The 24,765-nt window shown below is 63.8% G+C and carries 24 protein-coding genes; 10 read left to right on the forward strand and 14 right to left on the reverse strand.

Features of this window, described 5'->3' with window-relative positions:
* The first annotated feature begins 158 nt into the window (after window positions 1-158).
* From LOY51_RS21525 to LOY51_RS21540, 4 genes are all read left to right on the forward strand, one after another.
* Complete coding sequence (locus tag LOY51_RS21525) at window positions 159-1,535, forward strand: L-serine ammonia-lyase (protein WP_258642984.1); 1,377 nt, start codon at window positions 159-161, stop codon at window positions 1,533-1,535.
* A 26-nt stretch (window positions 1,536-1,561) separates the two neighbouring features.
* Window positions 1,562-2,683 (forward strand): glycine cleavage system aminomethyltransferase GcvT, encoded by a 1,122-nt coding sequence (gcvT, locus tag LOY51_RS21530; protein WP_258642985.1) that lies wholly within the window; start codon window positions 1,562-1,564, stop codon window positions 2,681-2,683.
* Window positions 2,684-3,029: 346 nt separating this feature from the next.
* Window positions 3,030-3,242: a cold-shock protein gene (locus tag LOY51_RS21535; RefSeq protein ID WP_010220199.1), complete on the forward strand. Its 213-nt coding sequence runs from the start codon at window positions 3,030-3,032 to the stop codon at window positions 3,240-3,242.
* 92 nt (window positions 3,243-3,334) lie between these two features.
* Window positions 3,335-3,823, forward strand: coding sequence for an RDD family protein (locus tag LOY51_RS21540; protein ID WP_258642987.1), 489 nt, complete (start codon window positions 3,335-3,337; stop codon window positions 3,821-3,823).
* Window positions 3,824-3,999: 176 nt separating this feature from the next.
* Here LOY51_RS21540 and lptG read toward each other — a convergent pair whose 3' ends face one another.
* Together lptG and lptF are read right to left on the reverse strand one after the other, a co-directional pair.
* Window positions 4,000-5,061: an LPS export ABC transporter permease LptG gene (lptG, locus tag LOY51_RS21545; RefSeq protein ID WP_125465321.1), complete on the reverse strand. Its 1,062-nt coding sequence runs from the start codon at window positions 5,059-5,061 to the stop codon at window positions 4,000-4,002.
* Complete coding sequence (gene lptF / locus LOY51_RS21550) at window positions 5,054-6,169, reverse strand: LPS export ABC transporter permease LptF (RefSeq protein ID WP_110993233.1); 1,116 nt, start codon at window positions 6,167-6,169, stop codon at window positions 5,054-5,056. The genes lptG and lptF overlap by 8 nt, the downstream gene beginning before the upstream one ends.
* 289 nt (window positions 6,170-6,458) lie before the next feature.
* On the opposite strand from lptF, the gene LOY51_RS21555 reads away from it, so the two are divergent.
* The 5 genes from LOY51_RS21555 (at window position 6,459) to rlmF (ending at window position 12,895) form a co-directional block, all read left to right on the forward strand.
* Window positions 6,459-7,952, forward strand: coding sequence for a leucyl aminopeptidase (locus LOY51_RS21555; protein ID WP_125860054.1), 1,494 nt, complete (start codon window positions 6,459-6,461; stop codon window positions 7,950-7,952).
* A 51-nt stretch (window positions 7,953-8,003) separates the two neighbouring features.
* Window positions 8,004-8,432 carry a DNA polymerase III subunit chi gene (locus tag LOY51_RS21560; protein WP_258642990.1) on the forward strand — a complete coding sequence of 143 codons (429 nt, stop codon included), beginning with the start codon at window positions 8,004-8,006 and terminating at the stop codon, window positions 8,430-8,432.
* A gap of 5 nt (window positions 8,433-8,437) precedes the next feature.
* Window positions 8,438-8,806 (forward strand): DNA polymerase III subunit chi, encoded by a 369-nt coding sequence (locus LOY51_RS21565; protein WP_258642992.1) that lies wholly within the window; start codon window positions 8,438-8,440, stop codon window positions 8,804-8,806.
* 204 nt (window positions 8,807-9,010) lie between these two features.
* On the forward strand, window positions 9,011-11,857 hold the full coding sequence (locus LOY51_RS21570) for a valine--tRNA ligase (RefSeq protein WP_258642994.1): 2,847 nt from the start codon (window positions 9,011-9,013) through the stop codon (window positions 11,855-11,857).
* Between the two features lie 99 nt (window positions 11,858-11,956).
* Window positions 11,957-12,895, forward strand: a complete 939-nt coding sequence (rlmF, locus tag LOY51_RS21575) for a 23S rRNA (adenine(1618)-N(6))-methyltransferase RlmF (RefSeq protein ID WP_125860064.1) — start codon at window positions 11,957-11,959, stop codon at window positions 12,893-12,895.
* A 149-nt stretch (window positions 12,896-13,044) separates the two neighbouring features.
* Here the strand turns inward: rlmF and LOY51_RS21580 are convergent, their stop codons facing one another.
* A complete protein-coding gene (locus tag LOY51_RS21580) occupies window positions 13,045-13,326 on the reverse strand; it encodes an HU family DNA-binding protein (protein ID WP_110993227.1) in 282 nt (93 codons plus the stop codon).
* 391 nt (window positions 13,327-13,717) lie between these two features.
* Between LOY51_RS21580 and yejK the strand changes: the two genes are divergently transcribed.
* Window positions 13,718-14,725, forward strand: a complete 1,008-nt coding sequence (gene yejK / locus LOY51_RS21585) for a nucleoid-associated protein YejK (RefSeq protein ID WP_125465327.1) — start codon at window positions 13,718-13,720, stop codon at window positions 14,723-14,725.
* Window positions 14,726-14,986: 261 nt separating this feature from the next.
* Here the strand turns inward: yejK and LOY51_RS21590 are convergent, their stop codons facing one another.
* The 11 genes from LOY51_RS21590 to LOY51_RS21640 form a co-directional block, all read right to left on the reverse strand.
* A complete protein-coding gene (locus LOY51_RS21590; protein ID WP_125860068.1) occupies window positions 14,987-15,280 on the reverse strand; it encodes a GIY-YIG nuclease family protein in 294 nt (97 codons plus the stop codon).
* 43 nt (window positions 15,281-15,323) lie between these two features.
* The gene (locus LOY51_RS21595; protein ID WP_110993224.1) at window positions 15,324-15,794 is read right to left on the reverse strand and encodes a nuclear transport factor 2 family protein; all 471 of its coding nucleotides are present in this window, start codon (window positions 15,792-15,794) and stop codon (window positions 15,324-15,326) included.
* 100 nt (window positions 15,795-15,894) lie between these two features.
* Entirely contained in the window at window positions 15,895-17,175 is a 1,281-nt protein-coding gene (locus tag LOY51_RS21600; protein WP_258642998.1) for a CynX/NimT family MFS transporter, read from the reverse strand.
* 13 nt (window positions 17,176-17,188) lie between these two features.
* Window positions 17,189-17,836 (reverse strand): FadR/GntR family transcriptional regulator, encoded by a 648-nt coding sequence (locus tag LOY51_RS21605; RefSeq protein ID WP_223811871.1) that lies wholly within the window; start codon window positions 17,834-17,836, stop codon window positions 17,189-17,191.
* A 1,093-nt stretch (window positions 17,837-18,929) separates the two neighbouring features.
* Complete coding sequence (hisC, locus tag LOY51_RS21610) at window positions 18,930-19,976, reverse strand: histidinol-phosphate transaminase (RefSeq protein ID WP_125860076.1); 1,047 nt, start codon at window positions 19,974-19,976, stop codon at window positions 18,930-18,932.
* 2 nt (window positions 19,977-19,978) lie between these two features.
* Window positions 19,979-21,301, reverse strand: coding sequence for a histidinol dehydrogenase (gene hisD, locus LOY51_RS21615; protein ID WP_125465334.1), 1,323 nt, complete (start codon window positions 21,299-21,301; stop codon window positions 19,979-19,981).
* A 126-nt stretch (window positions 21,302-21,427) separates the two neighbouring features.
* Window positions 21,428-22,063, reverse strand: a complete 636-nt coding sequence (hisG, locus tag LOY51_RS21620) for an ATP phosphoribosyltransferase (RefSeq protein WP_011532429.1) — start codon at window positions 22,061-22,063, stop codon at window positions 21,428-21,430.
* A gap of 93 nt (window positions 22,064-22,156) precedes the next feature.
* Window positions 22,157-23,422, reverse strand: coding sequence for a UDP-N-acetylglucosamine 1-carboxyvinyltransferase (gene murA, locus LOY51_RS21625; RefSeq protein ID WP_110993419.1), 1,266 nt, complete (start codon window positions 23,420-23,422; stop codon window positions 22,157-22,159).
* A 23-nt stretch (window positions 23,423-23,445) separates the two neighbouring features.
* Complete coding sequence (locus LOY51_RS21630) at window positions 23,446-23,685, reverse strand: BolA family protein (protein ID WP_110993420.1); 240 nt, start codon at window positions 23,683-23,685, stop codon at window positions 23,446-23,448.
* Between the two features lie 118 nt (window positions 23,686-23,803).
* Complete coding sequence (locus LOY51_RS21635) at window positions 23,804-24,106, reverse strand: STAS domain-containing protein (protein ID WP_258643001.1); 303 nt, start codon at window positions 24,104-24,106, stop codon at window positions 23,804-23,806.
* On the reverse strand, window positions 24,103-24,756 hold the full coding sequence (locus LOY51_RS21640; protein ID WP_125465337.1) for an MlaC/ttg2D family ABC transporter substrate-binding protein: 654 nt from the start codon (window positions 24,754-24,756) through the stop codon (window positions 24,103-24,105). Before LOY51_RS21640 ends, LOY51_RS21635 begins: the two co-directional genes overlap by 4 nt.
* Between the last annotated feature and the right edge of the window lie 9 nt (window positions 24,757-24,765).

Raw genomic sequence — 24,765 nt, forward strand, 5'->3', positions numbered from 1 at the left:
CCTCGGGCCGACAGCGCGCCCTGTGGGAGCGGCGGTGCGCCGGTGCGATTCACCCGCGAATGCGATAGTGGTTTCACCGACGTATTCGCGGGTAAATCGCATCGGCGCACCGCCGCCCCCACAGGTTCACCGTCAACCTGTAGAGCCGGGAGGTCAGCATGTCACTTAGCGTCTTCGACCTGTTCAAGATCGGCATCGGCCCCTCCAGCTCCCATACGGTCGGGCCGATGCGCGCCGCCGCGCGCTTCGCCGAAGGCCTGCGGCGCGACGGCCTGCTGACCGGCACGGTCAGCGTCAAGGCCGAGCTGTATGGCTCGCTCGGCGCCACCGGCAAGGGCCACGGCAGCGACAAGGCCGTGCTACTCGGGCTTGAAGGCGAGCACCCGGACACCGTCGATACCGAAAGCATCCCCGCCCGCCTCAAGGCAATCCGCGACAGCGGTCACCTGCGCCTGCTTGGCGAGCATGAGATCGAATTCGTCGAAAAACAGCACCTGGCGATGATCCGCAAGCCGTTGGCCTACCACCCCAATGGCATGATCTTCCGTGCCTTCGATACGGCCGGGTTGCAGGTCCGCAGCCGCGAGTACTACTCGGTGGGTGGCGGTTTCGTGGTCGATGAAGAGGCCGCCGGCCATGACCGCATCGTCGAGGACAGCACCGTGCTGCCCTACCCGTTCAAGACCGGCAAGCAGCTGCTCGGGCATTGCGCCACGCAACAGTTTTCGTTCAGCCAGGTGATGCTGGCCAACGAAGCGGCATGGCGCCCCGAGGCCGAAACCCGCGCCGGGCTATTGCGCATCTGGCAGGTGATGCAGGACTGCGTCGAGGCCGGTTGCCGCCACGAGGGCATCCTGCCAGGTGGGCTGAAGGTCAAGCGCCGCGCGCCGGCGCTGTACCGCCAGCTCAGCCAGCACCCGGAAGCCAGCCTGCGCGATGCCCTGTCGGTGCTCGACTGGGTCAACCTGTACGCCCTGGCGGTGAACGAGGAAAACGCCTACGGCGGGCGGGTGGTCACGGCGCCGACCAATGGCGCGGCCGGCATCGTGCCCGCGGTGCTGCACTACTACATGCGCTTCGTCCCCGGCGCCAACGAGGATGGGGTGGTGCGCTTCCTGCTCACCGCAGCGGCGATCGGCATTCTGTACAAGGAGAACGCGTCGATTTCCGGCGCCGAGGTGGGCTGCCAGGGCGAGGTCGGCGTGGCCTGCTCAATGGCTGCCGGGGCCTTGTGCGAGGTAATGGGAGGGACCCCGCAACAGGTGGAAAACGCCGCCGAGATCGGCATGGAACATAACCTGGGCCTGACCTGCGACCCCATCGGCGGGCTGGTCCAGGTGCCCTGCATCGAGCGCAACGCCATGGGCTCGGTGAAGGCAATCAATGCGGTGCGCATGGCCCTACGCGGCGACGGGCAACATTACGTCTCGCTCGACAAGGTCATCCGCACCATGCGCCAGACCGGCGCCGACATGAAAAGCAAATACAAGGAGACCGCCCGCGGCGGTCTGGCCGTCAACATCATCGAATGTTGACCCGAACAAAAACCAAGGAGTCACCGATGTCCGAAACACTGCTCAAGACCCCACTGCACGCCCTGCATCTCGAACTGGGCGCACGCATGGTGCCGTTCGCCGGCTATGACATGCCGGTGCAGTACCCGCTGGGTGTGCTCAAGGAGCACCTGCACACCCGCGAGCAGGCCGGCCTGTTCGACGTCTCGCACATGGGCCAGATCGTCCTGCGCGGCAGCGATGCGGCCCGCGCGCTGGAAACCCTGGTGCCAGTGGACATCATCGACCTGCCGATGGGCATGCAGCGCTATGCCATGTTCACCAACGAACAAGGCGGCATTCTTGACGACCTGATGGTCGCCAACCTGGGTGACGACACCCTGTTCCTGGTGGTCAACGCCGCCTGCAAGGACCAGGACCTGGCCCACCTGCGCCAGCACATCGGCGCGCAGTGCGAAATCGAGCCGCTGTTCGAAGCCCGCGCGCTGCTGGCCCTGCAAGGCCCGGCGGCGGTCAAGGTGCTGGAGCGCCTGGCGCCGGAAGTGGCCGGCATGACCTTCATGCAGTTCCGCCCGGTCACCTTGCTGGGCAGCGAATGTTTCGTCAGCCGCTCGGGCTACACCGGTGAAGACGGCTACGAGATCTCGGTACCGGCGACTGCCGCCGAAGCCCTGGCCCGTCGCCTGCTGGCCGAGCCGGAAGTACAGCCGATCGGCCTCGGTGCGCGCGATTCGCTGCGCCTGGAAGCCGGCCTGTGCCTGTACGGCCACGACATGAATACCGCCACCACGCCGATCGAGGCCAGCCTGCTGTGGGCGATCTCCAAGGTGCGCCGTGCCGACGGCGCGCGTGCCGGTGGCTTCCCCGGCGCCGCAGCCGTATTCGCCCAACAGCAACAAGGCGTTGCACGCAAGCGCGTAGGCCTGCTGCCGCAGGAACGCACCCCGGTGCGCGAGGGTGCCGAAATTGTCGACGGCACCGGCAAAATGGTTGGCCAGGTGTGCAGCGGTGGATTTGGCCCGACCCTCGGCGCACCGGTGGCGATGGGCTATGTCGATACCGAACATGCGGCACTGGACACGGCATTGTTCGCTGTCGTGCGTGGCAAGCAAGTTGCCCTTAAAGTCAGCAGAATGCCTTTCGTGGCACAGCGTTACTACCGCGGTTGATTGACGGTTTGGGCAGGTTCGGCATATTCGTTTCCGAACCTGCCCAATAACTTCTGAACATAGCGCCAGGCCAGGCGCCATGCCGCTTCGGGCAAATCGCTCAAGGCTTCGGAAAAGCCTGATTTTCACCCCGGCGCAGGGCTTGTTTTTCGCTCGACAGTTGGCGTAGAGTCACTGCACTGTGTTTGCATGGGTCGCAACAGTTCGTGACCTGGGCCAGTAGCCGCAATTTGCTACAACCCGTTCGACGTCTCTTACTTTCCTGCAACCCAGCCCAGTACTCTTTCACGTACATAACGTGTGAAAGAAACTGTCATCAAATTCAAGTTTCATAGGAAATAAGACAATGTCCCAACGTCAGAGCGGTACCGTCAAGTGGTTCAATGACGAGAAAGGTTTCGGTTTCATCACCCCTGAAAGCGGTCCGGATCTGTTCGTGCACTTCCGTGCCATTCAGGGCAACGGCTTCAAGAGCCTGAAAGAAGGCCAGAAAGTGACCTTCATTGCCGTGCAAGGCCAGAAAGGCATGCAGGCTGACGAAGTCATCGCAGAAGCCTGACTTCTTAAAAAAAGCCCCTGTGTTGACGCACAGGGGCTTTTTTGTGCCCGCAATTCCATAGAATGGGCCTTTGCCATCTGGAGCCGTCGTGCATGTCCAAGCCTTTGCTCAATCCCCAGGGTGAATTCCCCCCCGTCGGCCTGGGCCGCCGATTGGCAGCGATGTTCTATGACTTCCTGCTGTGCACCGCCCTACTGATCGTGACCGCCGGTGCCTACAAGATGGTCCAGATGGCGATTATCGGCGAAGCACGTATGCGCGAACTGACCGAGGCCGGCGCGCTGGATGGCGACCCATTGCTGTCGACCATCCTGCTGTTCGCGCTGTTCGGCTTCTTCGCCAAGTTCTGGACCCATGGCGGCCAGACCCTTGGCATGCAGGTATGGGGAGTGCGCGTACAGAACGCCGATGGCAGCGCCATCAGCCTGTGGCAGGCGTTACTGCGTTTTGTGGTGTCGATCGCTTCATGGCTGTGCCTGGGGCTGGGCTTTATCTGGTCACTGTTCGACAAGCGCAAGCGCAGCTGGCACGACATCTACTCCGACACGCAGTTGGTGCGACTGCCAAAGCGTAAAAAGTGACTGCAAAAGTCACAGCGTGGGAGCGGCGGTTCGTGGGAGCGGGCTTGCCCCGCGATGGCCTTCGCAACGCCATCGCGGGGCAAGCCCGCTCCCACGAACCGCCGCTCCCACACTCCACACAGAGCAGCAATGAAAAAGCCGACCCAAGGGTCGGCTTTTTCATTGCTGTGACGCCATCAACCGGCTCGACGCAACATCCACACACCCGCCAGCGCACAGATCCCGGCCGGGATCAGTACCGCCAGCAGCGGCGGGAAGCCGAACACCTGGCTCGACGGGCCAAGCAGGTCGCCGGCGATGCGGAACACGAAGCCCACCAGCACACCGGTGAACACGCGCTGGCCGAGAGTGACCGAACGCAGCGGCCCGAAGATGAAGGAGATCGCCATCAGCACCAGCGCTGCCGTCACCGCCGGTTGCAGCACCTTGGTCCAGAAGGCCAGCCAGTAACGGGCGTTGTTAAGGCCCTGGTCGGAAAGGTAGTGGATGTAGTCCCACAGGCCAGTGATCGACAGCGACTCCGGCGCCAGCACCACGGTGTTGAGCAGCTCGGGGGTGACCGAGACATCCCACGGTTCCTGGGCGTTCTTCACCACTTCGGTGTGATCGCCACGGAAATAAGTGGTGCTCACATCGCTCAGCATCCAGCGGTTGTCGCTGTACTGGGCCTTGCGCGCAAAGCTCGAGGTGAGGATCTTGCGCTGGTCGTCGAAGCGGTAACGGGTGACACCCAGCAGCAGGCCGTTGGGCTGCACCGAGTTGATGTGCACGAACTCTTCGCCCTGGCGATGCCACATGCCGCGCTTGGAGCTTTGCGCCTCGCCACCACCCTGGGCCAGCGAGCGGTCGGCCTGGGCCTTGTTCTCGGTAGCGGGGGCGACGTATTCGCCAATCAGTACGCCCACCAGCATCAGCACCAGCATGGGCTTCATCACCGCCCAGACGATGCGGCCGATGGATACACCGGCGGCACGCATGATGGTCAGTTCGCTGCTGCTGGCCAGACTGCCCAGGCCGATCAGGCAGCCGATCAGCGCTGCCATCGGCAACATGTCGTAGAGCCGGCGCGGCGCGGTCAGCAGCACGTAGCTGCTGGCATCCAGCACGGTATAGGTGTCGCTGAGGTCGCTCATCTCATCGATGAAGGCGAACAGCGAAGCCAGGCCGAGGATGATGCCCAGCACGGCAAGAATGGCCAGCAGCACGCTCTGGCCGATGTAGCGATCCAGTTTAACCACGGGCCACCTCCGCACGGCGCGCGGCGCGCTTGAGGCGCAGCGGCTCCCAGTACATCAGCCCCAGGCCGATGAGCAGGAACAGGCCATGGACCCACCAGATACCCAGTGAAATGGGCAACTTGCCCTTCTCCAGGGCGCCACGCACGGAAATCAGCATCGTCAGATAGGCCATGTACAGAAGAATCGCCGGCAGCAGCTTGAGGAAGCGGCCCTGGCGTGGATTGACGCGGGACAGCGGTACCGCCAGCAGGGTCACGACGAACACCAGCAGCGGCAGCGACAGCCGCCACTGCAGTTCGGCGCGCTCACGCGTACCGTCCTGGCCGAACAACTGGGAGGTCGGGATCGCTTCACGCTCGGTCACGTCCTCGGCGACTTCCGGCTTGGGCAGCAGCACACCGTAGGTGTCGTACTTGATCGCACGGTAATCGGCCTGGCCGGGGTTGCCGTCATAGCGGTAGCCGTTCTCCAGCACCAGGTAGCGGTTGCCGTCGGCCTGCACTTCCTGGTGGCCCTTCTCGGCAACCAGCACCGAAGGCGCGCGGTCCTTGGTCTTGTCCTGGTTGAAGCGCTTCTCGGAGATGAACACCCCGGCCAGGTTTATACGGTCGTCGGACAGCTGCTCGGTGTAGGTCACCCGGGAGCCGTCACGCAGGGTCTGGAAACGGCCCGGCACCAGGGTGTCGAACTCGGTCAGCGCATCCTGCTGGGCAATGATCTTCTGCACCTGGGCCACGCCGAGCGGCGCCAGGCTCAGGCTCAGCCAGGCCACCAGCAGGGCGACCAGCGCCGCCGGCGCCATGGTCATTGCCAGCAGGCGTTGCTGGCTCATGCCCGTGGCCGAGAGCACGGTCATCTCGCTCTCGAGATAGAGCCGGCCATAAGCGAGCAGGATGCCGAGGAACAGGCCCAGGGGCAGGATCAGCTGCAGGAAACCCGGCAGGCGGTAGCCCATGATCAGGAACAGCACGCTCGGGTCGAGCACGCCCTGGGCGGCCTGGGCCAGGTACTTGATGAAGCGCCCGCTCATGATGATCACCAACAGCACGGCGCTGACGGCGCTCAAGGTCAGCAGGACCTCGCGGGACAGATAACGAAAGACGATCAAACCAGACACTCCTGGGTTGTCAGGGGCGGACAGCCATACGAACGATTCGCAACAGCCAGGACCAATGCCGGTTCGCCAAGGCGAACCTCCATGTAAAGTGCGCGCATTATCCTGTGATTGACGGCGCCTGTCACTTGGCCGCGCATGACAGAGCACATCGGGGTTGTCATGAAGGTTGCGCCAGGCTCAAACTGGCAGCTTTTCCGCTGGCCGGCAAAGGCCGCCAGCCCCGTATTCCGAGCGCCTGCGAAAGACAGCGCCCACTCACAGACCATTCGGGGATCCAGACATGGAACTGGTTGTAAAAAGCGTAGCCGCCGCATCCGTCAAGACCGCCACCTTGGTGGTGCCGGTGGGTGAAGGGCGCAAGCTCGGCAATATCGCCAAGGCCGTCGACCAGGCCACCGACGGCGCCATCAGTGCGCTGCTCAAGCGCGGTGACCTGGCCGGCAAGCCGGGCCAGACCCTGCTGCTGCACAGCCTGCCCGGCCTCAAGGCCGAGCGCGTGCTGCTGGTGGGCAGCGGCAAGGAAGAGGCGCTGGGTGACCGCGCCTGGCGCAAGCTGGTCGCCAGTGTCGCCGGCGTGCTCAAAGGCCTCGGCGGTACCGATGCGGTGCTGGCCCTGGACGATATCGCCGTGACCGCCCGTGACGGCCACTACGGCAAATACCGCCTGCTGGCCGAAACCCTGCTCGACGGCAACTACGTGTTCGACCGTTTCAAGAGCCAGAAGGCCGAGCCGCGTGCACTGAAGAAAGTCACCCTGCTGGCCGACAAGGCCGGCCAGGGCGAAGTGGAGCGCGCCGTCAAGCACGCCACCGCGATCGCCAGCGGCATGACCTTCACCCGTGACCTGGGCAACCTGCCGCCGAACATCTGTCACCCAAGCTTCCTCGCCGACCAGGCCAAGGAGCTAGGCAAGGCGCACAAAGGCCTCAAGGTCGAAGTGCTGGACGAGAAGAAGATCAAGGACCTGGGCATGGGCGCGTTCTACGCCGTGGGCCAGGGCAGCGATCAACCACCGCGCCTGATCGTGATGAACTACCAGGGCGGCAAGAAAGCCGACAAACCTTACGTACTGGTCGGCAAGGGCATCACTTTCGACACCGGCGGCATCAGCCTCAAGCCAGGTGCCGGCATGGACGAGATGAAGTACGACATGTGCGGCGCCGCCAGCGTGTTCGGCACGCTCAAGGCCGTGCTGGAACTGCAACTGCCGATCAACCTGGTGTGCCTGCTGGCGTGCGCCGAGAACATGCCGAGCGGCGGCGCCACCCGCCCGGGCGACATCGTGACCACCATGAGCGGCCAGACCGTCGAGATCCTCAACACCGACGCCGAAGGCCGCCTGGTGCTGTGCGACACCCTCACCTACGCCGAGCGCTTCAAGCCCCAGGCGGTGATCGACCTAGCCACCCTGACCGGCGCCTGCATCGTCGCCCTGGGCAGCCACACCTCGGGCCTGATGGGCAACAACGACGAGCTGATCGGCCAGTTGCTGGACGCCGGCAAGCGCGCCGACGACCGCGCCTGGCAGCTGCCGCTGTTCGACGAGTACCAGGAGCAGCTGGACAGCCCGTTCGCCGACATCGCCAACATCGGCGGCCCCAAGGCTGGCACCATCACCGCCGGCTGCTTCCTGTCGCGCTTCGCCAAGGCCTACCACTGGGCACACCTGGACATCGCCGGCACCGCCTGGATCAGCGGCGGCAAGGACAAGGGGGCCTCGGGCCGCCCGGTGCCACTGCTGACCCAGTACCTGCTCGACCGCGCCGGCGCCTGATGGCGCACGGTCGGTGGCGCCTGCTGGCGCCACTGACTGGCGAAACCAACCATGAGCAAAGTCGACTTCTATATCCTGCCCACCGACTCGCTGTCGGCGCGGCTGGATTTTGCCTGCAAGCTGTGCGAGAAGGCCTGGCGCCTCGGCCACCGGGTCTACCTGCACTGCCAGGACGAGGCGCAACGCCACGAACTGGACCTGCTTCTTTGGCAGTTCAAGGGCGAGGCATTCGTGCCCCACGACCACGCCGAACTGCACCAGGACGCCCCCGTGGCGCTGGGCGTCGGCAGCGATGCCGGCGAGCACCGTGACCTGCTGATCAACCTGGGCGGCGATGTGCCCGGGTTCGCCAAGCAGTTCGAACGCGTCGCCGAAATCGTCGTCGAGGCACCGGCAATCCGCCAGGCCGCCCGAGAACGATTCCGTTTCTACCGCGAACAGGGCTATGCTCTGCAAGACCACCGCTTACAGCGACTCTGACGACGATGGATAAGCAGCTGAACTCCCTCACCCATTCCGCCCACCTGCTCGACGATCTCGAATCGATTCGCGAACTGCTGGGTGACGCCAACCTGCAACCGCCGCTGCTGACCGAGACGGTTGAGCAGATTCCACTGTTGCTCGATGAGCCTGCCGGCGCACCTCCGGTCGCCCAGGCGACAGCCGCACCGGCCCTCGAAGAGGATGCCCAGACCCGCCGCCAGGACACCCTGCTGCACCTGGACGCCGAGCTGCGTGCCGCCGCCGCGCAGATCATGCAGGACGTGATCAACGACTTCACCCCGCATATCGAGACCGAGATCAAGCGCCGGCTGGATGCGCGACTGGAACGCCTGCTCAAGCGCTCCGAATAAGCTGCCCCTTTCAGCGCCTTCTTCGCGGGTAAACCCGCTCCCACAGGTACAGCGCTGTCCTTGAGTGCAGCACTGTACCTGTGGGAGCGGGTTTACCCGCGAAAAGCCTCACTCGGTGCAATGTCACTACACCGTGTCCCCTGCCGTCTCGCCGTTGTATACTTCCCGGCTTTCCTGAACAAATGCCATAGGGTCCCGCCGCGCATGGACAAGACCTACCAGCCGCACGCCATCGAAACTTCCTGGTACAACACCTGGGAGTCCGAGAACTACTTCGCCCCACAAGGTGCAGGCGAGTCCTACACCATCATGATCCCGCCGCCGAACGTCACCGGCAGCCTGCACATGGGTCATGGCTTCAACAATGCGATCATGGACGCCCTGATCCGCTTCCGCCGCATGCAGGGCCGCGACACCCTGTGGCAGCCAGGCACCGACCACGCCGGTATCGCCACCCAGATGCTCGTCGAGCGCCAGCTGGAAGCCAAAGGCCAGAACCGCCACGACCTGGGCCGCGACAAGTTCCTGGAGAAGGTCTGGGAGTGGAAGGATCAGTCCGGTGGCAACATCAGCCGCCAGATCCGCCGCCTGGGCTCTTCGGTGGACTGGAGCCGCGAGCGCTTCACCATGGACGACGGCCTGTCGGACGCGGTCAAGGAAGCCTTCGTGCGCCTGCATGAAGACGGCCTGATCTACCGCGGCAAGCGCCTGGTCAACTGGGACACCAAGCTGCACACGGCGATCTCCGACCTCGAAGTGGAAAACCACGACGAGAAAGGCCACCTGTGGAACCTGCGCTACCCGCTGGCCGACGGCGCCAAGACCGCCGAAGGCAAGGACTACCTGGTGGTCGCCACCACCCGCCCGGAAACCCTGCTGGGTGACGCCGCCGTGGCCGTCAACCCGAACGACGAGCGCTACCAGGCGCTGATCGGCAAGTTCGTCAAGCTGCCGCTGGTCGGCCGCCTGATCCCGATCATCGCCGACGACTACTGCGACCCCGAGTTCGGCACCGGCTGCGTGAAGATCACCCCGGCCCACGACTTCAACGACTATGAAGTCGGCAAGCGCCACAACCTGCCGCTGCTGAACATCTTCGACAAGAATGCGATGGTGCTGGCCAGTGCCCAGGCGTTCAACCTCGACGGCAGCGTCAACGAGCAGATCGATACCAGCCTGCCCGCGCAGTACGCCACCCTCGACCGCTTTGTCGCGCGCAAACAGATCGTTGCCGACCTCGACGCCCAGGGCCTGCTGGTCAGCATCGACGATCACGCCCTGAAAGTACCGAAGGGCGACCGTTCCGGCACCGTCATCGAGCCGTGGCTGACCGACCAGTGGTACGTGTCCACCAAGCCGCTGGCCGAACCGGCCATTGCCGCCGTGGAAGACGGCCGTATCCAGTTCGTGCCGAAACAGTACGAGAACATGTACTTCTCCTGGATGCGTGACATCCAGGACTGGTGCATCAGCCGCCAGCTGTGGTGGGGCCACCGCATCCCGGCCTGGTACGACGAGGCCGGCCAGGTCTATGTCGGCCGCGACGAGGCCGAAGTGCGCGCCAAGCACAACCTGGGCAGCGATGTGCAACTGCGCCAGGACGACGACGTGCTCGACACCTGGTTCAGCTCGGGCCTGTGGACCTTCTCCACCCTGGGCTGGCCGGAACAGACCGAGTTCCTCAAGAAGTTCCACTCCACCGACGTGCTGGTCACCGGCTTCGACATCATTTTCTTCTGGGTCGCCCGGATGATCATGCTGACCATGCACCTGATCAAGAACGACGACGGCACCCCGCAGGTCCCGTTCAAGACCGTGTACGTGCACGGCCTGGTGCGTGATGGCCAGGGCCAGAAGATGTCCAAGTCCAAGGGTAACGTGCTCGACCCGCTGGACATCGTCGACGGCATCACCCTCGACGCCCTGCTGGAAAAACGCACCAGCGGCATGATGCAGCCCAAGCTTGCCGAGAAGATCGCCAAGCAGACCAAGGCCGAGTTCCCCGAAGGTATCGCCAGCTACGGCACCGACGCCCTGCGCTTCACTTTCTGCTCGCTGGCCTCCACCGGCCGTGACATCAAGTTCGACATGGGCCGTGTCGAGGGCTACCGCAACTTCTGCAACAAGATCTGGAACGCCGCCCGCTACGTGCTGGACAAGGGCGAGGACTGCGGCCAGAACGGCGAGGCCTACGAGCTGTCGCTGGCTGATCGCTGGATCATCTCGCAGCTGCAGCGCACCGAAGCCGAAGTGACCCGCCAGCTCGAGCAGTTCCGCTTCGACCTGGCCAGCCAGGCGCTGTACGAGTTCATCTGGAACCAGTACTGCGACTGGTACCTGGAGCTGTCCAAGCCGGTGCTGTGGGACGAGAATGCCCCGGTCGAGCGCGCCCGCGGCACCCGTCGCACCCTGGTGCGCGTGCTGGAAGTGGCGCTGCGCCTGGCCCACCCGTTCATGCCGTTCATCACCGAAGAAATCTGGCAGCGCATCGCGCCGCTGGCTGGCATCGACGGCAAGACCATCATGCTGCAGCCTTGGCCAGAAGCGAACGAGAGCCGCATCGACGCCGCCGCCGAAGGCGACATCGAATGGCTCAAGGAGCTGATGGTCGGCCTGCGCAACATCCGCGCCGAGATGAACATCGGCCCGGGCAAGCCACTGCCGCTGTTCCTCAAGAACGCCAATGCCGACGACCAGCGTCGCCTGCAGGAGAACGAAGCCCTGCTGAAGAAACTGGCCAAGGTCGAGTCGTTCACCGTGCTGGGCGAACAGGACGAAGCACCGCTGTCGGCCACCGCGCTGGTGGGTGACCTGCAAGTGCTGGTACCGATGGCCGGCCTGATCGACAAGGACGCTGAGCTTGCACGCCTGAACAAGGAAATCCAGCGCCTGCAGGGCGAAGTCCAGCGCGTGGGCGGCAAGCTGTCCAACGCCGCCTTCGTCGACAAGGCCCCGCCTGCCGTGATCGAGAAAGAGCGCGCCAAGCTGGCCGAGTCGGAACAGGCCCTGGCCAACTTCACCGAGCAGCATGCGCGGATCGCTGCGCTGTAACATTCAGTGAAGCTATCGCGGGGCAAGCCCGCTCCCACGGGATCCGCACCGGACTCGTGGGAGCGGGCTTGCCCCGCGATGCTTTTCAGGACCGAAACCATGACCGACAAACCCACCCTGCACCCCCGCAACCGTCACCAGGGCCGTTACGACTTCCCGGCACTGATCAAGGCCCATCCGGACCTCGCCCGCTTCACCATCACCAACCCCTACGGCAAACCCAGCATCGACTTCGCCAACCCCGAAGCCGTGCGGGTGTTCAACCGTGCGCTGCTCAAGGCCCAGTACGGCATCCAGCACTGGGACATCCCGGCCGACTACCTGTGCCCGCCGATCCCGGGCCGCGCCGACTACATCCATGTGGCCGCCGACCTGCTGGCCGCCGACAACGCCGGCGAGGTGCCACGCGGCGCCCAGGTGCGCGTGCTGGACATCGGCGTGGGTGCCAACTGCATCTACCCGCTGCTCGGCCACAGCGACTACCGCTGGCGCTTCACTGGCTCCGACATCGACCCGATCGCCCTGGCCTCGGCCAAGGCCATCGTCCAGGCCAACCAACTGGACAAGGCCATCGGCCTGCGTCTGCAAGCCGAGCGCAAGAAAATCCTCAGCGGTTTGTTGCAGGAGGGTGAGCGCTTCGACCTGACCCTGTGCAACCCGCCCTTCCATGCCTCGCGCGAAGAAGCCACCCGCGGCAGCCAGCGCAAATGGAAGAACCTCGGCAAGCAGGACCCCAAGCGCAAGCTGCCGGTGCTGAACTTTGGCGGGCAGAACAACGAACTGTGGTGCGAAGGCGGCGAGATCCGTTTCGTCAGCCAACTGATCGATGAAAGCGTGCAGTACGCAGCGCAAGTGCTGTGGTTCACCAGCCTGGTATCCAAGGCCAGCAACCTGCCGGGCATCGAGGCGGCGCTGAAGAAGGCCGGAGTGAAGGCCTTGCATGTCGTCGAGATGGGCCAGGGGCAGAAGCAGAGCCGCATGGTCGCGTGGAGCTTCCATGACGACGAGGCGCGCAAGGGCTGGCTGACCAAGCGCTGATCTTTCTGTGGGAGCCGGCTTGCCGGCGATCCAGACGACACGATGGATGGCACCGGCATTGCCGGTGATCGCCGGCAAGCCGGCTCCCACAGGCACAAAAAAAACCGCGCCCGGGCAAGCCGGGCGCGGTCTCGTCAACGCAGCAACAATTACTTGTTGATGGCGTCGTTCAGCGACTTGGCCGGAACGAACTTGACGACTTTCTTGGCAGCGATTTCGATGGCAGCGCCAGTCGAAGGGTTACGGCCGGTACGGGCAGGACGCTCGGAGACTTTCAGCTTGCCGATGCCTGGCAGGGTGATTTCGGCGCCGTTTTCCAGTTGGTCGGCGACGATCTGGCCCAGTTGCTCCAGGGCGTTGCGCGCGGTGGTTTTTGGCGCGTCGATGGCTTCAGCGATATCGGCAATCAGTTGGTCTTTGGTCAGTGCCATGGTGGTGTTCCTTCCCTATCAAATCAGAGGTTGTGCAGCGTGCTTGGTCGGTGGTCGGGCCAGCCCGGGACAATCCAGAGGCCGCGTCGATCGCGTATGTAGATGCGCAAATCGGCGTTTGGTTCGACACCCCGCCAGCACGCTGCCAGCAATGCGCCACTCAAGGGGCGCAAGACCGCGCAAAGCTACCACAGGAATCGATAAATATCCGCTGTCGACACTGATTTTGTGCAGGTTTTTCGGGGGTTTAAGGAAAAAACGCACAAAAATGAACAAAAAACGAACAACCGTCATTTCTGCCAACATCTGGCCACTGCATCGTCCCCACCCTGAGGTAAACTGAGCGACTTTGCAGCGCGGCCTCGCTCCCGCTTACATCACAGAGAATTCCATGCCAATCCGTCATTGCATCGTTCACCTGATCGACAAGAAGCCCGATGGCAGCCCCGCTGTACTGCATGCGCGCGACAGCGAACTGGCGGCCTCGGATGCCATCGAAAACCTGCTGGCCGACCTCAACGACAGCTACAACGCCAAGCAAGGCAAAGCCTGGGGCCTGTTCCATGGCGAATCCGGCGCCTACCCGTTCAGCGGCTGGCTCAAGCAGTACCTGGAACAGGAAAAGGACTTCACCAGCTTCAGCCGCGTCGCCGTCGAGCACCTGCAGAAGCTGATGGAAGAATCCAACCTGTCCACCGGCGGCCACGTCTTGTTCGCCCACTATCAGCAGGGCATGACCGAGTACCTGGCAATCGCCCTGCTGCACCACAGCGAAGGCGTGGCGGTGAACGCCGAACTCGACGTGACGCCATCGCGCCACCTCGACCTGGGCCAGCTGCACCTGGCCGCGCGGGTCAATCTGTCCGAGTGGAAGAACAACCAGAACTCCAAGCAGTACATCTCGTTCATCAAGGGCAAGAACGGCAAGAAAGTCTCGGATTACTTCCGTGACTTCATCGGCTGCCAGGAAGGCGTGGACGGCCCGGGCGAAACCCGCACCCTGCTCAAGGCCTTCAGCGATTTCGTCGAGAAGGAAGACCTGCCGGAAGAATCCGCCCGGGAAAAGACCCAGACCCTGGTCGACTACGCCACCTCACAGACCAAGATGGGCGAGCCGATGGGCCTCGAAGAGCTGTCCAGCCTGATCGACGAGGACCGCCCACAGGCGTTCTTCGATCACATCCGCAACAGTGACTACGGCCTGTCGCCGGAAATCCCCGCCGATAAACGCACGCTCAATCAGTTCCGCCGTTTCACCGGGCGGGCCGAAGGGCTGTCGATCAGCTTCGAGTCGCACCTGCTGGGTTCGAAGATCGAGTATGACGAGGAAGCGGGGACGCTGGTGATCAAGGGGCTGCCGACGCAGTTGGTCGATCAGCTGAAGCGGCGCAAGGACTGAACATACGCTGTGGGAGCAACTGTCTTACTGTAGGAGCGGCCTTGTGTCGCGATTGGGTCGCGAAGCGGCCCCAGTTTTCAGCAACGCAACAAAAATCGCCGGGGCTGCTGCGCAGCCCTTTCCGACCGGTCCGGCGCCCCGGCACGGCCGCTCCTACAGTTGTCGTGCAATACATGTGGGAGCGGGTTTACCCGCGAAGCAGGCAACACGGCGGATGGCACCGGCTTTGCCGGTGTTCGCGGGTAAACCCGCTCCCACAAATCAGTGCGCTGAGGTTTCGCAATAGGAGGCAACAAGCGCCTCCTTGGCCTTCTTGCGCAGCTTCTTCACCAGGCGCTCCTGGCGCAGCGCTTCGCCTTTGTCCGGCCACTGCTCCACGTACACCAGCGCCTGCGCCGGGCTGGTCTTGAAGTAACGTGCGCCCTGCCCCTTCTGGTGCTTGATGAAGCGCCGCTGCGGATCATCGCTGATGCCGCAGTACAGCGAGCCATTGGCGGCCCGCACCAGGTAGACGTACCAGGGTTTGCACTCGACGGTGGAAGGTATCTCGCTCACGGCTCGATTCGATACAGCTGAAGATGGCCGCCAGCTTACCCGCTCAGCGCGCCTGCTGGAACGCCCGCAGCCCTTTGAAGGCTTGCTGGCGAACCTTGTTCTGCAGCATCGGCGACCAGCCAAGCAACACCCCCGGCATGCCCAACGCCTGGCGCGACCAGCGCCACAGGTCAAAGCTGTCGTCGTGCTGGCAGATCAGCCCGTCGCGGATCACGAAACGCGCCTGGATATCGTTGACCACTACCCGCCCGGTCTGGCTGAACAGGTAGGTTGCCACCCAGTGGGCCTCGCCGCCGCGCTCATCGCTGCGAACGTTGTCGAAGGTCAGGGTGAAGTCCTTGGCGCGGCGGGTGAGCATCCGCCACATATCGCCGGCATCCTGACCGCGCAGGGTGCCGAACACCGGGTCGCTGAAGGCGATGTCGTCGCTGTAGCAGGCCACCATGGCCTCGGCATCCAGGCGCTGGAAGGCCTGGTAGAAACGGGTGATCAGGGCGCTGTTGGCATCGCTCATGGGGTGGTCCTGCGAAGATACGGAACCCGCACGATACTGCGTGGCTCGCAGCAGTACCATGCCCATTCGCGCCGTGAATGATGATCGCGGGCGGCGTGCTCTACACCCGCTCGCTGCTGACCTGCACATGCAGGGACCGCCCGGCGCCCAGCCCGAACGCGATAGCCCCTATCCCCAGCACTGCGAAGATCCAGCCCAGGGCATCCCAGCCCCCGGTCAGGTCATGCACCAGGCCGACAGCGAAGGGCCCGGTGGACGCCAGGGTGTACCCCACCCCTTGGGCCATGCTCGACAGGTTGGCAGCCACGTGCGCATCCCTGGAGCGCAACACGATCAGGGTCAAGGCCAGGGCAAAGGTGCCGCCCTGGCCCAGCCCCAGCAGCACCGCCCAGCCCCACAGCCCGTCAATAGGCGCGTAGAGGCAGCCGAACAGGCCGGCCAGGGTTACCAGCATCACCACCACGATAGCCAACCGCTGGTCCTTGCCACGGGTCGCCAGCCACGGCGCGCTCAGTGAGCTGATCAGTTGCACCAGCACCGATCCCGACAGCACCAGGCCTGCCTCGGTCGGGCTCAGGCCTCGGCCCACCAGGATCGAGGGCAGCCAGCCGAAGACAATGTAGGCCAGCGACGACTGCAAGCCCATGTACAGCGTCACCTGCCAGGCCAGTGGGTCACGCCACAGCCCGCGTACCCGATACGCCACCTTATGCAGGCCGTGGCCCTGTTGTGCCTGGGGCAGCCAGACCAGCATCGCCAACAGCGCCGGCAGCATCCAGAAACCCAGGCCCAGCGCCCAGCTGTCATCGAAGTGCTGGCTCAGCGGCACGGTTGCGCCGGCGGCCAGCGCCGCCCCCAGGCACAAGGCCATTGTGTAGACCCCGGTCAGGGTGCCGGCATGTTGTGGGAAGTCGCGCTTGACGATACCTGGCAGCAGCACACCGATGATGCCGATGCTCGCCCCCGCCATCAGGCTGCCGAGGAACACCCCCGTCACGCCCAGTACGCTGCGCACCAGGATGCCCAGGGCCAGGGTGAGGAGGATCCCGAGGATCACCCGCTCGCTGCCGAAGCGCCGTGCCAGGATCGGCGCCAGCGGCGCGAACAGCCCCAGGCAGAGCACCGGCAAGGTGGTCAGCAAGCCCGCTTGCGAGGCGTTGAGGCCGAGGCTTTGCGAGACCTGGCCCAGCGCCGGCGCCATGCTCGACAGGGCCGGGCGCAGGTTCAGTGCTACCAGCACCAGGCCCAGCAACAGCAGCCAGGGCCGGCGCAACAGCACCGGCTGTTGCTGCACTTGCTCGTCGTCAGCCTCAGCGTCGATCAGCAGTTCGTCGAGCTCCGCTTCGCGGGGAGTCGTGTCGCGTGTCATAGGTTCGGCCATGGCCATCTCCCGTTCAGGATTCGATAAGGGTTCGGCTCAGGCGCTTGGCCAGTTCCGGGTCGCGCTGTGCGACGGCGTCGAGAATCTGCTCATGCAGGTCGAACACCGCCTGGCAACGGGGGACGGTGGTCATGTTGTGCTGCAGGGCGGCGGCCGCCACGCCGGAGAAGTAGCGGTAGAGTTCGCTGAGCGCCGGGTTGTGGGCGGCATCCACCAGGCGCTGGTGGAAATTGATGTCGCATTCGACGTAGGCGTCCACGTCCCCCTGGAAGTGTGCCGCGCTGTGCTGCAGGGCTTGGCGCAGTTCGCGCAGGTCCTGTTCGGTGCGGCGCAGCGCCGCCAGGCCGATGGCTTCGGCTTCGAGGATGTGGCGGGTTTCGCGGGCGTGCTCGACGGTGCAATGGGCCATGGCCTGCACGGCTTGCAGGGGGTCCTGAGCGGTGCGCAGGTAGCTGCCGTCGCCTTGGCGGATTTCGACCAGGCCGCTGAAGGCCAGGACGCGCATGGCTTCGCGCACGGTGTTGCGGCTGATGCCGAGGTCGCTGGCCAGTTCGGGTTCGGTGGGCAGGCGCTGGCCTATCGACCAAGTGCCTTGGGCAATGCGATCGCGGAGCTGGTCGACGGCTTGCTCGACCAGGGAGCGTTTGATCAGGAGGGTCACCTGGGCACGTCCAGTCATCGGATGAATTTTTGGGGTGGTGGGACGATAGCGGGTTGGGGTGGGGGTGGCAAGGTTCGGGTTCGGCGTTCGGCGTTCGGCGTTCGGCGTTCGGCGTTCGGCGTTCGGCGTTCGGGTTTCAGGGTGTTGGTTTTTGTAGATGTATGCGCATTCAGCGGCGATGGCGACTTTTAGTCACCTTTCCGCCCTTACGGCGGCCTACTTTGGTCTTGGCCAAAGTAGGCAAAGCCGCCCGCTCCCATCATACGGCCCCTGCGCTGCGCTCCGGGGTCCCCTCGCTCCGGTGCCTTCCGGGCCCGCGCGGCCTACGACTTGCTGCGCAAGTCTACATCTCGCGCCTTCGGCTTACGCCGAAGGGTGCTGCGCACCAGGGCCCTACAGTCACCTCCACTCGGCCTCCTGAAGTCGCAATTTGTGTTGCCTGGACTATTGCGCGCTTAGAAGCAAAAGCAAAAACAGATCAAGAGCAGATCAAGAGCAGTGATACGGCTATCTAGGTTTGGCTGTTGTTTATGTGTTGTTTATTCGGGCCCTATCGCCGGCAAGCCGGCTCCCACAGGTGCCGCGCAAGGCTGAAAGTTCGCACTAACCTGTGGGAGCTGGCTTGCCAGCGATTGCAATCCTGAGTTCCCAACCCATCCAACTAGCGTCAGCTAACGCCAGCCCAGGCGCCGCCCCTAACTTCGCGACTTCAGGAGGCTGAGCGCAGGCGTCTGGAGGGCCCTGGTGCGCAGCACCCTTCGGCGTAGCCGAAGGCGCGAGATGTAGACTTGCGCAGCAAGTCGGAGGCCGCGCGGGCCCGGAGGACGCCGGAGCGAAGGGACCCGGAGCGCAGCGGAGGGCCGTATGAATGGAGCGAGCGGTTTTTGGTTACTTTTTTCCAAGAAAAAAAGTAACCCGCCGTAAGGGCGGAAAGGTGACTACGCGTCGACATCACAAATGAATGCGCATAAAACTTTCAAAACAACAACAACAACAACAACAACAACAACAACAACAACAACAAAGGGCGAATCAGGAGAAAACCAACCAACCCCCAATTCGCCCCAGCATCAACAACTCAAATCAACTCAAATCAATCAAGCGCATCAAGCAACGCCTGATTCATCTCCGGCGTCCCAACCGTAATCCGCAAGAACTGCGCAATCCGCGCCTGCTTGAAGTGCCGCACAATAACCCCCTGCTCCCGCAGCCGCGCCGCAATCCCCGCCGCATCCTGCTGCGGATGCCGGGCAAAGATGAAGTTCGCCGCCGAAGGCAACACCTCGAACCCCCGCGCCTGCAACGCCGCAACCAACACCTCACGGCTCTCGACCACCTTGCGGCACGTCTCGTCAAAGTACTCGCGATCCTCGAACGCCACCGCAGCCCCGACAATCGCAGCCCGATCCAACGGGTAAGAGTTGAAGCTGTTCTTGATCCGCTCCAGCGCCTCGATCAGGTCAGCATGCCCCACCGCCAGGCCAACCCGCAGGCCAGCCAGCGAACGCGACTTGGACAGCGTCTGCGTCACCAGCAGGTTGTCATAGCGATCAACCAGGCTGATGGCCGTCTCGCCACCAAAGTCGATGTACGCCTCGTCCACCACCACTACCGAATCCCGATTGGCCTGCAGCAGCTGCTCCACGGCCTCAAGCGGCAGCAGGCAACCGGTCGGTGCATTGGGGTTGGGGAAGATGATCCCGGCGTTCGGCTTGTTGTAGTCCGAAACGCGAATCTGGAACTGCTCGTCCAGCGCCACCTGCTCGTAGGGGATGCCGTACAGGCCGCAGTACACCGGGTAGAAGCTGTAGCTGACGTCCGGGAACAGCAACGGCGCATCGTGCTGGAACAGGCCGTGGAAGATGTGCGCCAGCACCTCGTCCGAGCCGTTGCCGACAAACACCTGCGCCGGGGTGACGCCATAGTACTCGGCCACCGCCTGCTTGAGCCGGTCACCATTCGGGTCCGGGTACAGGCGCAGGTTGTCGTTCAACTCGCCACGCATGGCCTCCAGCGCCTTGGGCGATGGGCCATAGGGGTTCTCGTTGGTGTTGAGCTTGACCAGCTTGGCCAACTTGGGCTGCTCGCCCGGCACATAGGGCACCAAGTCCTTGACGAAGGGACTCCAGAAACGACTCATGCTCAATTCCCCTTCTCGGTGAGGATGCGGTATTCGGCGCTGCGGGCGTGGGCGGTCAACGACTCGCCACGGGCCAGTACCGAAGCGGTGTGGCCAAGCTCGGATGCGCCCTGCTCGGAACAGAAGATGATCGACGAGCGCTTCTGGAAGTCATACACACCCAGTGGCGAGGAGAAGCGCGCGGTGCCGGAGGTCGGCAGTACGTGGTTGGGGCCGGCGCAGTAGTCGCCCAGCGCCTCGCTGGTGTGACGGCCCATGAAGATCGCGCCGGCGTGGCGGATCTGCGGCAGCCAGGCCTGCGGGTCGGCCACCGACAACTCCAGGTGTTCCGGGGCGATGCGGTTGGCCACTTCAATGGCCTGTTGCATATCGCGCACCTGGATCAGGGCGCCACGGCCGTTGATCGACTTTTCGATGATCTCGGCGCGCTCCATGGTTGGCAGCAGCTTGTCGATGCTGGCGGCAACGCGATCGAGGAACTCGGCATCGGGGCTGACCAGGATGGCCTGGGCATCTTCATCGTGTTCGGCCTGGGAGAACAGGTCCATGGCGATCCAGTCCGGATCGGTCTGGCCATCGCACACCACCAGGATCTCCGACGGGCCGGCGATCATGTCGATACCAACCTGGCCAAATACATGGCGCTTGGCGGTGGCCACGTAGATGTTGCCCGGGCCGACGATCTTGTCCACCTGCGGCACGCTTTCGGTGCCGTAGGCCAGGGCCGCGACGGCCTGGGCGCCACCAACGGTGAACACCCGGTCGACGCCGGCGATGCAGGCAGCGGCCAGCACCAGCTCATTGACCTCGCCACGCGGGGTCGGCACCACCATGACCACTTCAGCGACACCCGCGACCTTGGCTGGAATCGCGTTCATCAGCACCGACGAGGGGTACGACGCCTTGCCGCCCGGCACGTATAGGCCGGCACGGTCCAGCGGGGTGACCTTCTGGCCAAGCACGGTGCCGTCGGCTTCGGTGTACTGCCACGAGTCCTGCTTCTGCCGCTCGTGGTACAGACGCACGCGGTTGGCGGCTTTCTCCAGCGCCTCACGCTGCACCGGGGTGATGCGGGTCAGCGCCAGCTCCAGGCGGGCACGGTCGAGGATCAGGTCATCGATGGTCTTGGCGTCGACACCGTCGAAGCGCTGGGTGAATTCGACCAGCGCTGCGTCACCGCGCTCGCGCACGGCCTTGATGATGTCGAGCACGCGCTGGTTGACCGCGTCATCGGACACACTTTCCCAGCTCAGCAGATGATCCAGATGTCGGGCGAAATCCTGATCAGCGGCGTTGAGACGGGCAATTGCAGTGGACACGGTCATGGCGAGGGCCTCGATTATTAGCGAATGCTCAGGCGCCCTAGGCTACCAGTCCATCCGCGCGGGCACCTGAGAAAGAAGGCTATGACGCGGATAGACGGGCGCGACAGCGAAGGTCGCGCGCAGAAGTCAGCCGCGGTGTCGCGATTCGACGGCGTTGCGCAGGGTGTCGATCAGGCTTTGAATACGGGCGTGCTGCATTTTCATCGAGGCCTTGTTCACCACCAGGCGCGAACTGATCGTGGCAATCAGCTCCTGGGGTTCGAGGCCATTGGCACGCAGGGTGTTGCCGGTGTCGACCACGTCGATGATCTTGTCGGCGAGGTTGATCAGCGGGGCCAGTTCCATCGAGCCGTACAGCTTGATGATGTCGACCTGGCGGCCCTGTTCAGCGTAATAACGCTTGGCCACGTTGACGAACTTGGTCGCCACACGCAGACGGCCCTTGGGCTCAGGGGCACCGGTGACGCCAGCGGTCATCAGCTTGCATTGGGCAATCTGCAGGTCCAGAGGCTCGTACAGGCCCTGGCCGCCGTATTCCATCAGCACGTCCTTGCCGGCTACACCGAGGTCGGCGGCGCCATGCTCGACATAGGTCGGCACGTCGGTGGCTCGCACGATGAGCAGGCGCACGTCGTCCTGCGTGGTGGGGATGATCAGCTTGCGGCTCTTGTCCGGGTTCTCGGTCGGCACGATACCGGCCTCGGCCAGCAGTGGCAGGGTATCGTCGAGAATACGGCCTTTGGATAGCGCGATGGTCAACATGGGAAACGTCGGTCCTTAAGCGGCTACAGCCGGCCAGGCAGTGAGCCTGGCCGGTATTCGATTCGGTAGGCGCGTCCGTGCGCCTGCAGGCTACTAGCCCGGTACGCGACGGATCTTCGCGCCCAGCATCTGCAGCTTCTCCTCGATGCACTCGTAACCACGGTCGATGTGGTAGATGCGATCGATCAGGGTGTCACCTTCAGCGACCAGCGCCGACAGCACCAGGCTGGCGGAAGCACGCAGGTCGGTGGCCATCACCGGAGCGCCCTTGAGCGCCTTGACGCCAGTAACGATGGCGGTATTGCCTTCGACCTGGATCTGCGCGCCCATGCGGTGCATCTCGTAAACGTGCATGAAGCGGTTTTCAAAGATGGTTTCGATCACTGCGCCAGTGCCCTCGGCGATGGCATTGAGCGAAATGAACTGCGCCTGCATGTCGGTAGGGAACGCCGGGTAAGGAGCGGTACGCAAGTTGACGGCCTTGGGCCGCTTGCCGTGCATGTCCAGCTCGATCCAGTCTTCACCGGTGGTGATGTCGGCGCCGGCCTCCTTGAGCTTCTCAAGCACGGCTTCAAGGATGGTCGGATCGGTGTCCTTGACCTTGACGCGACCACCGGTGACGGCAGCGGCGACCAGGTAGGTACCGGTCTCGATACGGTCGGGCATGACGCGGTAGTTGGCCGAGGCCAGGCGCTCGACGCCATCGATGGTGATGGTGTCGGTGCCAGCGCCCTGAACCTTGCCGCCCATGGCGTTGATGAAGTTGGCCAGGTCAACCACTTCAGGCTCGCGAGCGGCGTTCTGCAACACGCTGCGGCCCTTGGCCAATGCTGCGGCCATCATGATGTTCTCGGTACCGGTCACGCTGACGGTATCGAAGAAGAAGTGTGCGCCGCGCAGGCCGCCCTCGGGGGCCTTGGCCTTGATGTAGCCGCCTTCGACCTCGATCTTCGCGCCCATGGCTTCCAGGCCGCGGATGTGCAGGTCTACCGGACGAGAGCCGATGGCGCAGCCGCCAGGCAGGGCCACTTCGGCTTCACCGAAACGGGCAACCATCGGGCCGAGTACCAGGATCGAGGCACGCATGGTCTTGACCAGCTCGTAAGGAGCAACCAGGGTCTTGATGGTGCGCGGGTCGATCTCCACGGCCAGCTTTTCGTCGATCACAGGCTCGATGCCCATGCGACCGAACAGCTCGATCATGGTGGTGATGTCGTGCAGGTGTGGCAGGTTGCCCACGGTAACCGGGCCGTCGGCCAGCAGGGTCGCCGCCAGAATCGGCAGGGCCGCGTTTTTCGCGCCGGAAATGCGAATTTCGCCGTCGAGGCGTGGGCCGCCAGTGATAATCAGTTTGTCCATTTGTGTCTCGCCGCCAAGTTGGCTCAGGTGCGCTCAGCCCAGGCTGCGCTGCTGAAGAATTTCATGGTTACCGCGTGAATGGCGCCATTGGCAATCCACGGATTGAGGTGAGCATAGATCGCCTGCTGACGCTTGACCGGGCTCAGGCCGGCCAGCTCGTCGCTGATCACGTTCAACTGGAAGTTGCAGCCTTCGCCTTCAACTTCGACCCGGGATCCCGGCAATTTCTCTTCCAGAAAGCTTTTGACTTCTACGGCCTGCATGCTCAACCTCGATCGGCGCCCAACGCGCGCGGGTCGGCCATCATACAAAAAAGCCCCTCGCCTGCGAAGCCCATGACGGGATGCGCTGACCGAGGGGCCTTCACCTTGGTGCAAGCCATCAACCGGCCAGCACTTCATCGAGGTCATAGACCCCGGCAATTTCCCGCATGTCGGCAGGCATGCCGTGCACTTCGCAGGCCTTGCCAGCCGCCTGTGCATCGCGCATGAAGGCCAACAGCAGGGCCAGCCCGACGCTACTCGACTTGACCACCGCGCTGCAGTCGAGCACCAGCCGCTGCTCGCCACTGGCGGCGATCAGCGCCTTGCCCTGCTGGCGCAGGGCCGGCCCGCTGCGGTAGTCGAGCACCCCGGCCAGGCAGAGAACGCCAGGCTCGGACATGCTCACGACGGCATCGCTCATTTGACTTCCTTATCCGGCGAGTTGTCGGCGGTTTCCTTGGCCTTGGCCACCTCGCCGGCCCAGCCGTCGATGGTTTTGTCCAGGCTGTTGCCGTTGCGCTGCATGGCGTCGGCGAACTGGTCGCGGAACAGCTTGCCGATGTTGATGCCGTTGACGATGACGTTGCGCACTTTCCACTCGCCGTCGATCTTCTGCATGGTGTACTGCACCGGATAGACCGCACCGTTGTTGCCGGTGATCTTCATGCCGACACTGGTGCGATCGCCATCCTCGGCCTTGGCCGGGTCGACGGTGATGCCCTGGTTGTTGTACTCGAGCAGGGCATTGCCATAGAACTGCATCAGGCTGCGCTTGAAGTTCTCCTGGAAGCGCTGCATCTGCTCCGCAGTGGCCTTGCGCGAATACTTGACGGTCATGATGCTCTTGGAGATGCCGTCAGCATCGACCACCGGGCCAAGGTTGCTGTTGAGCGCGGTATAGAATGCCTCGGGGTTGGCCTTGTACTGCGCCTTGTTGGCCTTGAGGTCGTTGAGCAACTGGGTCGTGGTGCCCTGGATGACATCACGGGCGGACTGCCCCGGCGCCGCCATGGCCAGCAGGGGGAAGGCCGCCAGCAGAACCAGCAGGCCACGTCGCAGGATCGAAATCATGGAAACTCC

It is taken from the genome of Pseudomonas sichuanensis, assembly GCF_024749065.1.
GTDB lineage: Bacteria > Pseudomonadota > Gammaproteobacteria > Pseudomonadales > Pseudomonadaceae > Aquipseudomonas > Aquipseudomonas sichuanensis.

Coding starts and splice junctions, on each gene's coding strand:
- LOY51_RS21525 (WP_258642984.1), top strand. CDS start 159: ATGTCACTTAGCGTCTTCGACCTGTTCAAGATCGGCATCGGCCCCTCC.
- LOY51_RS21600 (WP_258642998.1), bottom strand. CDS start 17,175: ATGGCCGAACCTATGACACGCGACACGACTCCCCGCGAAGCGGAGCTC.
- LOY51_RS21580 (WP_110993227.1), bottom strand. CDS start 13,326: ATGGCACTGACCAAAGACCAACTGATTGCCGATATCGCTGAAGCCATC.
- gcvT (WP_258642985.1), top strand. CDS start 1,562: ATGTCCGAAACACTGCTCAAGACCCCACTGCACGCCCTGCATCTCGAA.
- LOY51_RS21540 (WP_258642987.1), top strand. CDS start 3,335: ATGTCCAAGCCTTTGCTCAATCCCCAGGGTGAATTCCCCCCCGTCGGC.
- LOY51_RS21570 (WP_258642994.1), top strand. CDS start 9,011: ATGGACAAGACCTACCAGCCGCACGCCATCGAAACTTCCTGGTACAAC.
- LOY51_RS21640 (WP_125465337.1), bottom strand. CDS start 24,756: ATGATTTCGATCCTGCGACGTGGCCTGCTGGTTCTGCTGGCGGCCTTC.
- LOY51_RS21595 (WP_110993224.1), bottom strand. CDS start 15,794: ATGAGCGATGCCAACAGCGCCCTGATCACCCGTTTCTACCAGGCCTTC.
- LOY51_RS21535 (WP_010220199.1), top strand. CDS start 3,030: ATGTCCCAACGTCAGAGCGGTACCGTCAAGTGGTTCAATGACGAGAAA.
- hisG (WP_011532429.1), bottom strand. CDS start 22,063: ATGTTGACCATCGCGCTATCCAAAGGCCGTATTCTCGACGATACCCTG.
- LOY51_RS21565 (WP_258642992.1), top strand. CDS start 8,438: ATGGATAAGCAGCTGAACTCCCTCACCCATTCCGCCCACCTGCTCGAC.
- yejK (WP_125465327.1), top strand. CDS start 13,718: ATGCCAATCCGTCATTGCATCGTTCACCTGATCGACAAGAAGCCCGAT.
- hisC (WP_125860076.1), bottom strand. CDS start 19,976: ATGAGTCGTTTCTGGAGTCCCTTCGTCAAGGACTTGGTGCCCTATGTG.
- hisD (WP_125465334.1), bottom strand. CDS start 21,301: ATGACCGTGTCCACTGCAATTGCCCGTCTCAACGCCGCTGATCAGGAT.
- LOY51_RS21635 (WP_258643001.1), bottom strand. CDS start 24,106: ATGAGCGATGCCGTCGTGAGCATGTCCGAGCCTGGCGTTCTCTGCCTG.
- LOY51_RS21555 (WP_125860054.1), top strand. CDS start 6,459: ATGGAACTGGTTGTAAAAAGCGTAGCCGCCGCATCCGTCAAGACCGCC.
- rlmF (WP_125860064.1), top strand. CDS start 11,957: ATGACCGACAAACCCACCCTGCACCCCCGCAACCGTCACCAGGGCCGT.
- murA (WP_110993419.1), bottom strand. CDS start 23,422: ATGGACAAACTGATTATCACTGGCGGCCCACGCCTCGACGGCGAAATT.
- LOY51_RS21630 (WP_110993420.1), bottom strand. CDS start 23,685: ATGCAGGCCGTAGAAGTCAAAAGCTTTCTGGAAGAGAAATTGCCGGGA.
- LOY51_RS21560 (WP_258642990.1), top strand. CDS start 8,004: ATGAGCAAAGTCGACTTCTATATCCTGCCCACCGACTCGCTGTCGGCG.